The organism is Chitinimonas sp. BJB300, from assembly GCF_002735695.1.
Lineage (GTDB): Bacteria > Pseudomonadota > Gammaproteobacteria > Burkholderiales > Chitinimonadaceae > Chitinimonas.
In genome coordinates this window covers 16,780-32,134 of the sequence record NZ_PDZH01000050.1, presented here as the reverse complement: position 1 = coordinate 32,134, position 15,355 = coordinate 16,780, and the positions used below count along the sequence as shown (strand labels likewise).

Below are 15,355 nucleotides of genomic sequence, written 5' to 3'. Positions count from 1 at the left end.
TTTGCCAAATCGACGCCAACTCGAATACTCTTCATGGTGGACTCCTCTTTACCGTTGACTGGTGGTCGGAACTACCAGTCTGGCACCTAGATGCCGCTTAGGTGAGGAGGGGTCCATCCCATTGCTTGCCCATTGCCAACACAGTCTGAAAGCCAGGGGCCCTTGAATACAAAAACGATGGCAGCCATCGATATTTGTTGGGGTTTCCACACACCTGTCTCCTTCGTACACATCAATCGTGAAAAAAACAAAAAAATCAGATAATTCAATAGGAAAGCGTGGTTTTTGAAACTAGCCTATGAAGTAGACCCCCTTATTTCGGCAGTCTTTGCTGTTGCGCCAGGCGCCTTTCGCATATGCCCTTCCGTTTGAACCTCAGCAGTATGGCAGGCCCCATCCTTATCTTGATGGTGCTGACGCTGTTCATCCTGCCGCTGCCGCCCATCCTGCTGGATCTGTTCTTCACCTTCAATATCGCGATTTCCATCATCGTGCTGATGGTGGCAATCAACACCAAAGAACCGCTGGACTTCTCATCCTTTCCCGTCGTGTTGCTGATGACCACCCTGCTCCGGCTGGCATTGAACGTGGCATCGACAAGGGTGATTCTGAATAATGGGCACCAAGGGGATGCCGCTGCCGGCAAGGTGATCGAGGCATTTGGCCACTTCCTGATTGGCGGCAATATCGCCATCGGTATCGTGGTCTTTGTGATTCTCACCATCATCAACTTCGTCGTGATCACCAAGGGCGCCGGGCGTATTGCCGAAGTGAGCGCGCGCTTCACGCTTGATGCCATGCCCGGCAAGCAGATGGCGATCGATGCTGACCTGAATGCCGGCTTGATTGGCGAAGAAGAAGCTCGCAAACGGCGCAGGATTATTGCGCAGGAAGCCGACTTCTTCGGGTCGATGGATGGTGCCTCCAAATTCGTACGTGGTGATGCGGTCGCGGGCATCCTCATCATCGTCATCAACCTGGTGGCCGGCATCATCGTCGGTATCCTCTCGCACGATATGGCGTTCGCGCAGGCAGGTAAGACCTACACCTTGCTGTCGATCGGCGATGGTCTTGTCGCGCAGATTCCGGGGCTGATTATTTCTACCGCAGCCGGTATCGTCGTCTCGCGGGTGGGTGACGACAGCCTGTCCGAGCAGATCCTCGGCCAGATGTTTTCCAAACCGACCACGTTGTATATCACCGCTGCGGTGATTGGTCTGTTCGGCCTGATTCCCAACATGCCGCACTTCGCCTTCCTGCTGATTGCATCGGCGCTAGCTGCATTGGCCTGGAACCTGGAACAGCGTGCCAGAGCCCGTGAGTTTGCGCCTGAACCGCAAGCTGTCGCCGCGGCAGAACAAGCGCAACGGGCACAAGAACAACAGGCGCAGGAAGTAGGCTGGCACGATGTCGCCCCGGTAGATCCCGTCGGCTTGGAAGTCGGTTATCGCATCATCCCCCTGGTTGACCGTAACCAGGATGGCGAGCTATTGCGTCGAATCCGCGGGATTCGCAAAAAGATAGCGCAGGAGCTCGGTTTTTTGGTGCCTCCCATTCATATTCGCGACAACCTGGAACTCAAACCCAATGCCTACCGTATCCAGCTCAAAGGGGTGGATGTGGGCCAGGGTGAGGCCTATCTCGGCCAGTTCCTGGCCATCAACCCCGGCAGGGTCATGGGGTCCCTGGCCGGCACCCCCACCACCGACCCAACTTTTGGTTTGCCGGCGATATGGGTCGATGCCACTCAGAAGGAACAAGCCCAATCCTTGGGCTATACCGTAGTCGATGCCAGCACCGTGGTGGCCACCCACATTTCCAACCTGCTGCAAAGCCATGCGGCCGAACTGTTAGGACGGGAGGAAGTGCAACAGCTGCTGGACCACCTGGGCAAGGAGTTTCCTAAGCTGGTCGAGGACATCGTACCCAAGATATTGCCGCTGAATATTCTGCAAAAAGTACTACAAAACCTGCTCGAAGAAGGCATGCACATTCGCGATATGCGCACCATTCTGGAAACACTGGCCGAACACGTCACCAAGACCACGGATGTGGATGAGCTGACCTCCGCTACCCGCGTGGGGCTGGGCCGTGCCATTATTCATCAGTTATTCCCAGGCGAATCGGAACTGCAGGTTATCGCGCTCGACCCGGGTTTGGAGCAAGTGTTATTACAGGCCAGCCAGGGTCGCGGTGGCGGCGGCCTGGAACCGGGGCTTGCCGAAACCCTGTTGCAGCAAGCCAGCCAGCTGACCGAGCAACTGGAAAGTGAAGGGCTCAACAGCGTACTGATCACGCCTAGCCAGCTACGCCCGTTGCTCTCTCGTTTTCTGCGGCGTTCGATCCCGCAATTCAAAGTACTTTCACACAGTGAAATACCCGATAACAAAACCATACGGATTGTTGGCGTACTAGGTGGCCGGGCTGCCGCCACATAATGCAGGACCCCATATTTAGAGACGGCGATTACAATCGCCGCAAGCGATCGGGAAAGGACAGGACATGGTCGTGAAAAAATTTCATGGCGCGAGCACGCGCGAGGTGCTGAAGCAGGTGCGCGACGAGCTGGGGCCCGATGCGTTGATCCTCTCCAATCGCCAATTGCCCGATGGGTATATCGAGATCATGGCGGTGGCCGATACCGAAGTGTCAATGCTGACGCAGCCCCCAGCCAGACCTGCCGGCAAACCGATGGCTGCGGCCAAGCCTGCCGCACCGCCCGCAAAGCCCGTTGCTAGCGCCGTGCGCGCCATGCAGCGTACCTACGCCCTGCCGCCCGAGCTGGATGACGATGAACCCACGCTGGAAGACGTGCGCATGCCACCGGCACCAGCACCCCTGCCACCACCCGCCGCGCCAAACCCATCACGGCTACCTGCCATGATGTCTTCCGCCAAGGTGGGAGGCGATGTGGTGCCGGACACGCAACCCATCGTCAGCAATGGCTTTTCTCCCCGTTACCGCTACGAGCCGCCCGAACTGGACCTGACAGCGGTGCCGCTACCCGAACTCAGGGTGGAGCCTACGCTCAACCCGGTCGAGGAAGAACCGGAGGCGACCCCTGCACCCGTACTAACCGCAACGCCCCCCCCGGCTCCCGAGCCGCAGCCCAACATCCATTCCCATAGCGCCCCCCTACCCATGCCCGCTATGGCACCCGGGATAGTCGAGCACGGTAAGAAGATCGACAACATCAGCCATGAAGTCGAAGACATCTCCAGTGAAATCAAGATGCTGCGCAGCCTGCTGGAAGGCCAGTTGGCGGGGTTGGCCTGGAATGAACTGAAACGCCATGCACCCGAAAGGCTCGAAGTATTGCGGCGCTTGCTGTCGGTAGGCTTCAGCCCGGCACTCAGCCGGCAGATCGTCGAGCACATGCCCATGGGCTACAGCACCGAGCGCGGCATGAAATGGGCGCGTACCGCCTTGCAACACAACCTGCCCACTGTAGGCCCAGGCGCGGACATCGTAGAGGCTGGCGGTGTGTATGCCCTGGTAGGCCCCACCGGGGTCGGCAAAACGACAACGGTAGCAAAGCTGGCCGCGCGTGCCACGCTACGCCACGGTGCAGCCAAGGTGGCACTCATCACCACCGACGGCTACCGGATCGGCGCGCAGGACCAACTACGCATCTACGGCAAGATTCTGGGCATACCGGTGTATGCGGTGACGGACGAAACCGACCTGGCCCAGACCCTGGCTGACCTGCGCAACCGCCATCTGGTGCTGATCGACACGGTGGGCATGAGCCAACGCGACCAGCGTGTGGTTGAGCAGATTGCACTTCTGGCAGGCCATACCGCCCCAGTGAAACGGCTGTTACTGCTATCAGCCAATGCACAAGGCACGACGTTGGACGATGTGGTACGTCGCTACCATGGCGACAATCTGGCTGGTTGCATCTTCACCAAGACTGACGAAGCCTTCTCGCTGGGCAGCGGCCTGGATGTGATCGTGCGCTATAAACTGCCGCTGTATTACATGACCAATGGCCAACGCGTGCCGGAAGACCTGCACATGGCAAGCAGCCTTTACCTGGTCGACCGGGTGTTCAAAACCCCGCCCGAAGCACCAGCCTACCGCCTGAAAAATGAAGAGTACCCCCTCTTCCTTGGTGCACAGCCCCAAGCCCCGGCGCTGGACTTTTCCTGGCGTGAAGCTGCAGCATGAGTAGCATGACATTAAGCCGATTAGACAATACAGTTGCCACCATTGCGGTTGACCAAGCCGCCAGCCTGCGCCGACTGGTCGGTGGCCCAGGCGGCCGGGCGGTGGCCTTAACGGGTGGTAGCGCCACAGGCGTGACTTCGCTCACTCTCAATCTGGCAAGCGCCTTGGCGGGCCTCGATAAACGCGTGTTGCTGTTGGATGAAGACGACAGTCGCCACAATACCGTACACCGCCTGCAACTGCGGCAACGCTTTGCGTTCGAACATGTCGCAAACCGGGATGTGCGCCTCGATGAATTACTGCTGGTGGCACCCGGCTTTGAACTGATGCCACTGACGCTGTCTCGCGCACCCACCGGCCATCTACCGCCGGGCCGGGCCGAGCAATTGGCCGATGAATACGACTCGCTGGTCGCACGTATCGACTGGGTTTTGGTTGATGCCCGTCCAGTCGTGGAAGGTAGCGCCCCAGGCTTGGCGCTCGCGGCCGATGACGTGGTGGTAGTAATTACCCCTTCAGCTGAATCGATAACCGACGCCTATGCCAGTATCAAGCGCTTGCATACCGAATTTGGCCGGCGCGACTTCTGGGTGCTGGCCAATCGGGTACGTACGCTGGACACCGCCATGGCGCTGTTCAAACGCGTAAAGGAAGTAGCGGGCCGGTATTTGAACGTACGCCTCAAACTGGTTGGCTTCGTCCCTGAGGACGAGCAATTGGCGCGCGCTGATAAGCTTGGCCAACCAGTGGTCCAGGCCTTTCCGCAATCCGAAGCGGTGGAAGCCTTCACCCAACTGGCCAGCGTCATGCAGCGCTGGCCGCGCCGCGCCACCAGCGCCGACCGCGCCAATCTGCTTTATCGGGCGCTTGACGTCAGCCGGCGACTGGCGTCATTGCGCTAGTGCCTGCTCACTGTCTTTTCCACACCATAAAAGAGAGACCAGACCGCCTGATCCTAACTTTACCCTGACGGTAAGAGCCGGCTCACGATCTCTCGCAAGCAACGGTCAGCAATCTGAAGCGTAGTGCAGAAACCGAAATGCACTCTTGTACATGAAGATTTTGAGCAGCGCCTGCGCTCTGATCACGGCTGCGCAGTAATTTCTCGAATATCGAAAACCAGGTAAATGCAGCATCCAGAACACAGACTGCAACAGTCAGGTCGCAGTAAATTGCCAGCCACCCCCATGGTTGCTAACCTGGGCCTTGCACATAGGCATCATTGACATAGGTAGAACTTGGTAATCCTCGCCTGTCTGGCGCATAAAGAAGGACACCCTCCTCGTTTTGGCTTTGCGCATGCCTTCCTCTCGCGCCATTGGCGCTTACAAACAACAGGCAACCGACCCCGTCGATGTCCGTGTCAATGCACACGCACCGCTGGTCAAGAAGCTTGCCTACCATATGGTGGCCCGCCTGCCAGCCAGTGTGGAGGTGGACGACCTTATACAGGCAGGCTTGATCGGGCTGATGGAAGCCGCCCGCAATTTCGACCCGGATGCAGGCGTGCAGTTTGAAACCTTCGCCACCCAACGTATTCGCGGGGCCATGCTCGACGAACTGCGTGAAACAGACTGGTTGCCGCGCCAACTACGCCGCTCGGCGCGGGATATAGAAGCAGCGCTCGTCAAACTGGGCCACAGCCTGGGCCACGCACCCAACGAAGGCGAAGTGGCAACTGAGATGGGATTGTCGTTAAACGCTTATCAGGAACTGCTTGCCGATTGCCGCGGCCACCAATTGGTTTACTACGACGATTACGACAATGAAGAGGAAGGCCGTAACGCACTCGACAACATGGCGGCTGACCAAGAGGCTGACCCCCTGCGCGAGCTGGATGACAGCGACTTTCGCCGGGTATTGATCGACGGTATCGCCAACCTGCCGGAACGCGAAAAAATGGTGATGGCGCTTTATTACGAACAAGAACTCAACCTGAAGGAAATCGGCGCGGTGTTGAACGTCACCGAATCACGCGTCAGCCAATTGCATAGCCAAGCTGTTGCCCGTTTACGCGTACGTCTGCGGGATTGGACAGAGAAATAACCCAGCCCTGATGTGCCGGCCAGCGCCCACACTGGGAAATCTGCTATAAACCCGGCGAGTTCGCCAACAAGAGATTGCCCATATCCATGGACAGATTAAGTCTGATCGGCCTGTTGCTCAGCCTCGCTGCCATACTTGGCGGTCAAATGCTCGAAGGCGGCAAAGTCACCTCGCTCATCCAGGGCACCGCCTTCCTGATCGTCATCGGCGGTACCCTGGGGGCTGTACTGCTGCAAAGCCAGCTCACCAGCTTTGTCCTGGGTATGCGCATGCTGAAGTGGATCGCGTTCTCGCCTCAGATAGAAATGGAAGCCTGGGCCAGAACCGTGGTGAACTGGAGCAATGTTGCCCGTCGCGGTGGTTTGCTGGCGTTAGAAAACCCGTTGATGGCTGAAAAAGACCCCTTCGTGAAACGCGCACTCCAGTTGCTGGTAGATGGCGCAGAACCGGAAGCCATTCGCCATGCCATGGACTTGGAAATCGGTAGCTACGAAGAGAAACACCGCGCGGCGGCCAGGATATGGGACTCCGCCGGCGGCTATTCCCCCACCATCGGCATTCTGGGCGCGGTGATGGGCCTTATCCACGTCATGGAAAACCTTACCGAGCCCAGCAAGTTGGGCTCTGGTATCGCGGTGGCCTTCGTGGCAACGATCTATGGCGTTGGCTTCGCCAATCTGTTTTTCCTACCCATAGGCAACAAGCTCAAACAACTGATTGCCGCCGAGATAAGGCGGCGCGATATGGTCACCGAAGGCCTGATCGGCATCGCCCAGGGCGAGAACCCGCGCATCATCGAAAACAAAGTGCGCGGTTTCTTGGCCTAAATTGTTTTTACGCCCGCTATCCTGGTTCTAGTTGAAAGGTTTGCGGCCACGCGAATCCACTTTTAATTTGAACGAGTCCGCGGCCATGATTGCACTATTCAAGTTGCTCTGGCGCCTGTTGGCAGTGTTAGAGCTGGTGCTGTTCACCGTCATCATGCTGGTGTTGGCGCAGCTACCGGCACCATGGGTCAAACGCGTCTATCCCCTACCCTTTCGTGCATGGTGCCGTAGCTTTATACGGGCGCTCGGCGTGGACTTGCGCCTGCACCAGCACTACCGCGGCGAATTGCCCTCGCGCTATGTGCTGATCGCCAACCATCCTTCAATATTCGAAGACATTGGCATCCCGGCCTTGTTTCCCGTTCAATCGCTGGCCAAGGCCGAGGTGGCGGACTGGTGGATCGTGGGGCGGGTGGCCGTGGCTTCAGGCACCCTGTTTGTAAAGCGGGAGTCGTCCGATTCGCGCAAAGCGGCAACGCAAGCCTTGATCGATGCCGCTCGCAGCGGCAGTAACCTGGCACTCTACCCCGAAGGCGGCTGCAAAGGTCGGCGGTTGGCGGGGCGCTTTTTCAATGGTGCGTTTATCGCCAGCTATGAAAGTGGCGTGCCCATACTTCCTGTGTTTCTGCACTACCAGGCCCAAGCTTGTTTCGAATGGGGTGACCAACATCTGCTGCACAAACTGTGGCAAATCGCCAGCGCGCAAAACCCTTGCGCTGATTACCACGTGTTCGAACCCATCGACCCTGCTCATTTCGACTCGGCTGAGGCAATGAAAGAACATGTCTACCGGCTTTACCTCGGTTGGCAAAAGCGGTTTCTGGAATAAAAAGTCGTGAGAAAGGCAGTTCCATGAGTCAAAGAGAATACATTTTGTAGGCGCTACAACTAAAGGCGAACAAGTGGCTTTTGGCTGTGTCCCAAGCGGGTGAACAAACCATCGCACAGATAGCGACTATTACCCAAGTAGCCGGGCGGCTGTTCCATTCTTTGACTTGATGCAGTGGGTATAATCAGTCCACTTCTCCTTTCGACCGTCACCATGTTCTTCTCACGTCGTCCCAAGAACGAAGCCAAGCGCTCAGCCCGCGCATCGAATCCTTTGCCCCCTCAGCTTGGTATCGTCCTACGCGAAAGCTGGTGGCTGGCCGCCGTGGTCGCCGGTATCTACCTGGTCATCATCCTGGCGAGCTACAACGCATCCGACCCCGGCTGGTCACATGCCGCTACCCAGGCGGTGGTCCATAACAAGGGTGGCAATTTTGGCGCCTGGCTGGCGGATGTCCTACTCGCCTTGTTCGGTTTTTCCGCTTGGTGGTGGGTGGTGTTCTGTCTGGCAGCCATCTTGTGGGGCTATCGCCGGCTGGAAAAAATCCAGCAAAACCATCGCTTCGCCACCGTCGCCATCAGCGGCTATCTGATGATTCTGCTGTCCAGCAGCAGCATGGAGGCGCTGCGCTTGCATGGACTGGGCTGGGCCTTACCCGACAAACCGGGGGGTATCCTTGGCTTTGCCCTTGGCAGTTGGCTATTCCACGGGCTGGGGTTCATTGGCTCCACCTTGGTGCTATTGGCAGGGTTGGCAATTGGCCTTTCGTTATTCATTGGCGTTTCCTGGCTGGAATTAATGGAAAAAGTGGGTGGCTGGATTGAAGACAGGGCATTCGTCCTGTTCAATTTCTGGCAAACCCAACAAGACCGGAAAATCGGCGAATCGGCCGCCCAAGCCCGTGAACAGCGCGTGACAGTGGAGAAAAAACGTTTCGGCGATGCCCCCGCCCTGCGCATTGAAGACCCGGTACTGGAAATTCCGCCTTCAAAAGCCGTGCTCCGGGAAATGGAGCAGGAGCAAAAAGCACAGGAAAAAGCCAAGTTGGCGGCGGCCCAGCCCTCGCTGTTCGCCAAGGACGAACTCCCACCCTGGGAAGATGAGGCTGCCGGTGCATTAAACGCCATGCAAGCCAAACAAAAAACCATCAACAAGAAAACCCCCGCGCTGATCAACAGTAATAGCGGCGAACTGCCCAGCATCACCTTGCTGTCGCCACCGCCGCCTACCCAGGAAGTCGTCAGCCACGAAACCATCGAATTCACTTCCCGCCTGATTGAGCGCAAGTTGGCCGAATTCGGCGTGGAAGTGAAAGTCGTGGCGGCCTACCCCGGCCCGGTGATTACCCGCTATGAAGTGGAACCCGCCGTAGGGGTAAAGGGCTCGCAAGTAGTGAACCTGATGAAGGACCTTGCCCGTGCGCTCTCGCTGGTCAGCATCCGGGTAGTGGAGACGATTCCGGGCAAGACCTATATGGGCCTGGAACTCCCCAACCCGAAGCGGCAAATCGTGCGCTTGTCCGAGATCCTCGGATCACAGGCTTATCATGACTCACCGTCGCTGCTGAGTATGGCGATGGGCAAGGATATCTCAGGTAAGCCGGTGGTGACCGACCTTGCCAAAGCCCCGCATATGCTGGTGGCGGGTACGACCGGGTCGGGTAAGTCAGTCGCCATGAATGCCATCATCCTCTCCTTCCTCTACAAGGCCACGCCCGAGGAAGTGCGGTTGATCATGGTCGACCCGAAAATGCTGGAACTGTCGATCTACGAAGGGATTCCCCACCTGCTGGCCCCGGTGGTGACCGACATGAAACACGCCGCCAACGCCTTGAACTGGTGTGTAGCGGAAATGGAGAAACGCTACCGGCTGATGAGCGCCATGGGCGTGCGTAACCTTGCCGGCTTCAACGCCAAGGTGAAGGAAGCCGCCAAACGTGGTGAGAAGCTGACCAACCCCTTCAGCCTGACGCCGGACAGCCCCGAGCCACTTGAGCCATTACCATTGATTGTCGTGTTGATCGACGAACTGGCCGACTTGATGATGGTGGCAGGCAAGCAGATCGAACAGCTCATCGCCCGCCTGGCGCAGAAAGCCCGTGCGGCTGGTGTGCATTTGATTCTCGCCACGCAGCGGCCCTCGGTCGATGTGATCACCGGCTTGATCAAGGCCAATATCCCTACTCGCTGTGCGTTTCAGGTCTCCAGCAAGATCGATTCCCGCACGATCCTCGACCAGATGGGTGCAGAAAGCCTGCTGGGCCAGGGCGATGGCCTCTTCCTGCCACCCGGCACCGGCTATCCGCAACGGATACACGGCGCATTCGTAGCCGATGAAGAAGTCCATGCCGTGGTGGAATTCCTCAAGTCGCAGGGTGAACCGAATTACATTGAAGGCATCCTTACCGGCCAGGTGGAAGGCATGGGTGGCGATAGCGCCGGTGGCGGTGAATTTGGCCTTGCCGGTAGCGGCGGTGATGGCGAAAGCGACGAGATGTACGACAAGGCAGTCGCCTTTGTCATCCGTACGCGTAAAGCGTCCATTTCCTCGGTGCAGCGTGAGCTACGCATCGGCTATAACCGTGCAGCACGATTGATCGACCAGATGGAACAGGCCGGCATCGTCACCCCGATGGAAACCAACGGCAATCGAACCGTTCTTGCGCCGGCCCGAGAGGAGTGAGCTGTACAAAGAAAATTCGCCAAATATCTTGGCGCCATGCGTTTCATCCTTATCAGCACGCATTGCATCCCAGCATAATGGATACCACCGTATCCCAGTCTTAAGCTAGGGGCATGTCAATTCAGCGCAAGGATGAGCAAGATGAATACGGATGAATCCAGTCACAATACCGCACCGGGTGACCAAGACGTCCACAAACCCGCCGCTCCACCCGATACCACGCAGACCCTACGTATGATGCGTGATGGTGCTGTGGTGCTGTGGTGGCGTTTTTTTGACTGGCTGGCCGTCGTACCATGGAAGACGCTGCTGATCGTCTCCTTACTGATACTCATACTGGGCGGGCCGTTTGGTGCTGACGATTTCATCTTCCTGCTCATCGTCGCCTCCTTCATCATCAAGATTGTGGCCGGCGGGAAACGTCGGGCCGAGCTCACCGCCACCCAGGCCACCGAGCGGGCAGATACGGAGCAACTGGAACGGACAGTGCTGGAAGCCCGCATGGAAGCCTTGCAAGCCCAGATTGAGCCGCACTTCCTGTTCAACACCCTCGCCAGCATCGACCAGCTTATCCAAACCGACCCACCCCGCGCCTCCAAGATGCAGCAGAGCCTGATCCGCTACTTGCGTTCCGCCATGCCCCAGATGCGCGAAGGCGGGCGGCCATCGCTGGGGCAGCAGGTGAATCTATCGAGCGCCTTCCTGGAAATCATGGCGGTGCGAATGGAGGAACGCTTGCAGCCCAAGATTGATGTTCCCGAAGGTTTAAAGTCGGCCGTATTTCCATCCATGATGTTGCAAACCTTGGTGGAAAACGCCATCAAGCATGGGCTGGAACCTAAAGTGGACGGAGGAAAATTGGAAATCAACGCCGAGATCGTCAACGGCTCGCTGGCTGTCCATGTGCTCGACACCGGGCAGGGCTTCATGCCACAGGGCAGCGGCGGCGTAGGGCTGGCGAATATCCGTGAACGCCTGAAGGTGTTGTATAACGGCCGCGCTGAATTGATTATCAGCGTGCCGCCCGACGGCGGCACCTTGGCTACGATTAAAGTGCCCTATGAAGTTGTGCCTGCCAACCCCGACCCCATCATCATCACAACAGAACCCGTATGAGCCAACAGCCAGCCCCCACCGCTGTCATTGCCGACGACGAACGCCTGATGCGCGAGCAAATCATTGCGCGGCTTAAAGAGGCCTGGCCCGAGCTCATCATCCTCGGCGAGGCCAGCAATGGCCGCGAAGCAGTGGCGATGGTGCGTAGCCAGGAGCCCGATATCGTCTTTCTCGATATCCGTATGCCGGAAATGGATGGTATTGCCGCTGCCAAAGCATTGGCGGGGCAAGCGCACGTGGTGTTCGTCACGGCTTATGACCAGTATGCCATCAGCGCTTTCGACCAAGGCGCGGTGGATTACCTGCTCAAGCCTGCCGACCCCGAACGGGTGGCGACAACCTGCCAACGTCTGCGCGCCCGGCTGCAAACCGCACCCGACCCCATGGACAACCTGTTGGCGCAGCTATCCCAGCGCTTGGGCGGGGCTGAAATCAAGCCGCGAGAATATCTGCGTTGGGTACAGGCCAGCGTTGGCAACAGTATTCGGATGATCCCAACCTGCGACATCCTGTTCTTTCGCGCCGAAGACAAATATACCCGCGTGCAAACCGAGGGATTTGAAGCGCTGATTCGCAAACCGATCAAAGAACTGGCCGAAGAGCTGGACCCCGATGAGTTTTGGCAAATCCATCGCGCCACCCTAGTCAAAGTCGATGCGGTGAAGGAAATCAGCCGGGATTATCGCGGACAACAAATTGTGCATGTGAAAGGCAGCGACGAAAAACTCGAAGTCAGCCGAAGCTTCAATCACCTGTTCAAGCAAATGTAGGTGTCTGCCTGGCAAGCGCCCCTGCAAAGCAATCGGCCCTGCCAAGCCTGGTCACAATCGATGAGCCGATTACTTCAGCTCATCGTAACAGCCCGGTGCGTTACTCTGCCGGCCACTTCATTTCGCCCATCACCACCTTGGCGCTAAGCTCCAGGCTGGATACATCCTCCAGTTGTGGATACTGCTGTTTCATCGCAGCAATCAACTCGGCCGAATTCTTGGCCTTGGTCATTTCGCGCTCAAACGCCTTGATGTAGTCGCGGGTGAAGTGGACTGACGCCAATGTTTGTGGCGAACCTTCGCTGAAATGTCCCGGAACGACCACTTCCGGCTTCAGGTCCTCTATCTTCTGCAAAGTCTTTAGCCAATCTGCACGGGCTTCTTTGGTTTGGGCGTCGGCCATCCAAACGTGTTCATTGCCTACCACCGGCACACCGCCCACTACGGCCTTCAGGGCAGGAATCCAAACGAAGGAGACCTCTGTATTCGGGCCCTTCAAGCCTATCACTTCCAGCTTCTTTCCTTCCAGGGTCAGGCTGTTGCCTTTCAAGCGCGAGGGAACAAAAACCTGCTTAGGCGCATTTTCACCCAGCTTTGGCCCCCAGAATGCCAGCTTGCCTTGCATGGAATGACGAATATGGTCGATGGTCGGCTGAGTCGCAACGATGCGAGCCTGAGGGAAGGCAGCGCGTATGGGCTCCAGACCGAAGTAGAAGTCTGGGTCGCCGTGGCTGATATAGATAGTGGTGAGCTTCTTGCCGCTTTGCTTGATTTTCTCAACCAGCTTCGCGCCATCAGCCGTCGAGAACTGTGCGTCGATCAGTATCGCTTCCTTCTTGCCGATAATCAGTTCGGACGACACCGGGAAGATACCGGCTTTACCAGGGTTATAAACCACCATATCCAGGTCGGCAGGGGCTGCAAGTGCAGTTTGCGAGGCAGCCAGAGCAAACAGTGAGAAGGCGGTGGTCAGCGTGGCTTTCAGCAAGTTGTGGCGAAACATGGGTGGCTCCAATTCGTTGGTTAACAAACAGTGCCTGCATATTAGTTGCATAAAGTGGGCAAATAAATCCCATAATAAGCGCAGGTTTGTTGCGTAAAACGAGCAAGTAATGGATCGCCTAACCGCAATGCGCGTGTTTGTGGAAGTAGTGGACCGGGGTTCGCTTTCAGCAGCGGCAGACAGGCTGGATATATCCCGCGCCATGGTGTCGCGTTATCTGGCAGAAGTCGAAAATTGGGTGGGTGCACGATTGTTGCATCGAACCACGCGCCGACTCAGTCTGACTGATGCGGGCAACGAAACGCTGCCCCGGTGTCGGCAGCTGCTGGGGATTGCAGAGGATATCCAGTCCCAGGGTGTTACCCCGGAAGACGCGCCGCGAGGCATGCTTCGCCTGACCTGCAGCCTATCGCTGGGACAAGCCTTCCTGGCACGCACCGTAACGGCGTATCTGAAACGTTATCCAGCAACAAACGTGGACCTGTGGCTGGTAGACAGGACGGTAAATCTGGTGGAGGAGCGGGTGGACCTCGCTATCCGCATCACCAGTCAGCTCGACCCTAATCTGATCGCACGTAAGCTGGCGACCTGCCGCTCGGTCGTGTGCACCTCGCCTGCTTACTTGCAAGCACATGGCACACCGCTGCAAGCCGAACAGCTGGCAGCCCACAATTGCCTGACCTACTCCTATTTCGGCAAAAGCCTGTGGACCTTCAACCATAACAGCGAGCCCCTTTCGGTGCCCGTCAGCGGCAATCTCAGCGCCAATGAATCGACCGTGCTGCTGGAAGCCGCGCTAAATGGCGCCGGCATTACCCTGCAACCCACCTATTCCGCCATGCCTTTGATACGGTCAGGACAACTCGTCGCACTGTTACCAGACTATCAACCAGCCGAAATGGGCATTTATGGGGTGTATGCCTCCCGCAAGCAGATTCCCGCCACGTTGCGCACCATGCTGGACTTCCTGGTGGACAGTTTTACCCACGATGCACAATGGCTTTCGGTGACCTAACCGGCAGTAATACTCAATGCCCGCTACACGCCAGTAGTGATACAACGTTGAATGCTAGATGCTGCGATGGGCCTTGATAGAGACACCACGCTGACTCATGGTCAGCGCAGCACCACAAGCCAAAGACTTAACCCTTGGATGTATCACTGGTACTGACCATCCAGCTGACACCGAAACGGTCTTTCAGCATGCCAAAACAAGGCGACCAGAAGGTCTTGCCCAGTGGCATCAATGCCTGGCCACCACTCACCAGGGCATCGAAACAACGGTGTGAGGTCTTGGCATCAGGCAGGTCCAGCGACAGGGAAAAGCCCTGGAAGCTGGCACTGTCCTTACACTCACCATCGGACATCATCACCATGCTGTCCCCGATCCGTAAGGTCGCATGCATTATCTTGTTTTCCATGCCTGGGCGAATCTGCGGGGAGGGTTCCGGGCTCTCCCCCATGCGCATCATCATCTCCACCTTGGCACCCAGCGCCTTGCGATAAAATTCGATCGCCTCCTCGCAACGCCCGTTGAAGAATAAATAGGCTTGAATCTGCATAACACCTCCTGTTACCAGCACCATCATGGCCAAAATACCAGCCGAAATGCATTGCGGGGCGGAGCCACACAACGCGCCAGTTACCCTTATCAGCGCGCAGTTTCATAACGACGCCCGTGACTGCTGAATCGTTTAGGACCTGTCTGAAGTCAGCTATACGTCGGCAATATGGCGTTGAAAACCGCCTCGGAGTACGCATTTACCCTGTGTAAACGCCGCTTCCTCAGCTGTTTTCGCCTTATCTTGCTTTAGCTCGCGAGATTTTAGACGGGTTCTTAGACTGCCTGAGCGCTAACAGACAGCAACAATAGAAAAGGGATAGGGGTGGATTGGAGGAATATCAATGTTTT

Annotated in this window: 12 protein-coding genes; 10 read left to right on the top strand and 2 right to left on the bottom strand. The window is 57.2% G+C overall.

The window, feature by feature from the left end; all coding sequences use genetic code 11:
* Window positions 1–356: 356 nt before the first annotated feature.
* The 9 genes from flhA (at window position 357) to CSQ89_RS10425 (ending at window position 12,440) form a co-directional block, all read left to right on the top strand.
* On the top strand, window positions 357–2,438 hold the full coding sequence (flhA, locus tag CSQ89_RS10465) for a flagellar biosynthesis protein FlhA (protein WP_099406104.1): 2,082 nt from the start codon (window positions 357–359) through the stop codon (window positions 2,436–2,438).
* Between the two features lie 70 nt (window positions 2,439–2,508).
* Window positions 2,509–4,170 (top strand): flagellar biosynthesis protein FlhF, encoded by a 1,662-nt coding sequence (gene flhF, locus CSQ89_RS10460; RefSeq protein ID WP_199065407.1) that lies wholly within the window; start codon window positions 2,509–2,511, stop codon window positions 4,168–4,170.
* A complete protein-coding gene (locus CSQ89_RS10455) occupies window positions 4,167–5,072 on the top strand; it encodes a MinD/ParA family ATP-binding protein (protein ID WP_099406103.1) in 906 nt (301 codons plus the stop codon). Before flhF ends, CSQ89_RS10455 begins: the two co-directional genes overlap by 4 nt.
* Before the next feature lie 397 nt (window positions 5,073–5,469).
* Window positions 5,470–6,216, top strand: a complete 747-nt coding sequence (locus CSQ89_RS10450; RefSeq protein WP_099406102.1) for an RNA polymerase sigma factor FliA — start codon at window positions 5,470–5,472, stop codon at window positions 6,214–6,216.
* Between the two features lie 86 nt (window positions 6,217–6,302).
* Window positions 6,303–7,043: a flagellar motor protein gene (locus tag CSQ89_RS10445; RefSeq protein WP_099406101.1), complete on the top strand. Its 741-nt coding sequence runs from the start codon at window positions 6,303–6,305 to the stop codon at window positions 7,041–7,043.
* 85 nt (window positions 7,044–7,128) lie between these two features.
* The gene (locus tag CSQ89_RS10440; RefSeq protein WP_139023103.1) at window positions 7,129–7,872 is read left to right on the top strand and encodes a lysophospholipid acyltransferase family protein; all 744 of its coding nucleotides are present in this window, start codon (window positions 7,129–7,131) and stop codon (window positions 7,870–7,872) included.
* Window positions 7,873–8,085: 213 nt separating this feature from the next.
* Entirely contained in the window at window positions 8,086–10,554 is a 2,469-nt protein-coding gene (locus CSQ89_RS10435; protein ID WP_099406099.1) for a DNA translocase FtsK, read from the top strand.
* A 141-nt stretch (window positions 10,555–10,695) separates the two neighbouring features.
* Window positions 10,696–11,670, top strand: a complete 975-nt coding sequence (locus CSQ89_RS10430) for a sensor histidine kinase (RefSeq protein ID WP_099406098.1) — start codon at window positions 10,696–10,698, stop codon at window positions 11,668–11,670.
* Entirely contained in the window at window positions 11,667–12,440 is a 774-nt protein-coding gene (locus CSQ89_RS10425) for a LytR/AlgR family response regulator transcription factor (protein WP_099406097.1), read from the top strand. Before CSQ89_RS10430 ends, CSQ89_RS10425 begins: the two co-directional genes overlap by 4 nt.
* A 100-nt stretch (window positions 12,441–12,540) precedes the next feature.
* Here CSQ89_RS10425 and CSQ89_RS10420 read toward each other — a convergent pair whose 3' ends face one another.
* On the bottom strand, window positions 12,541–13,443 hold the full coding sequence (locus CSQ89_RS10420) for an MBL fold metallo-hydrolase (RefSeq protein WP_099406096.1): 903 nt from the start codon (window positions 13,441–13,443) through the stop codon (window positions 12,541–12,543).
* A gap of 109 nt (window positions 13,444–13,552) precedes the next feature.
* Between CSQ89_RS10420 and CSQ89_RS10415 the strand changes: the two genes are divergently transcribed.
* On the top strand, window positions 13,553–14,458 hold the full coding sequence (locus tag CSQ89_RS10415) for a LysR family transcriptional regulator (protein WP_099406095.1): 906 nt from the start codon (window positions 13,553–13,555) through the stop codon (window positions 14,456–14,458).
* Window positions 14,459–14,585: 127 nt separating this feature from the next.
* On the opposite strand, the gene CSQ89_RS10410 is transcribed toward CSQ89_RS10415, so the two are convergent.
* Entirely contained in the window at window positions 14,586–15,005 is a 420-nt protein-coding gene (locus CSQ89_RS10410; RefSeq protein WP_099406094.1) for a VOC family protein, read from the bottom strand.
* Window positions 15,006–15,355: the final 350 nt, after the last annotated feature.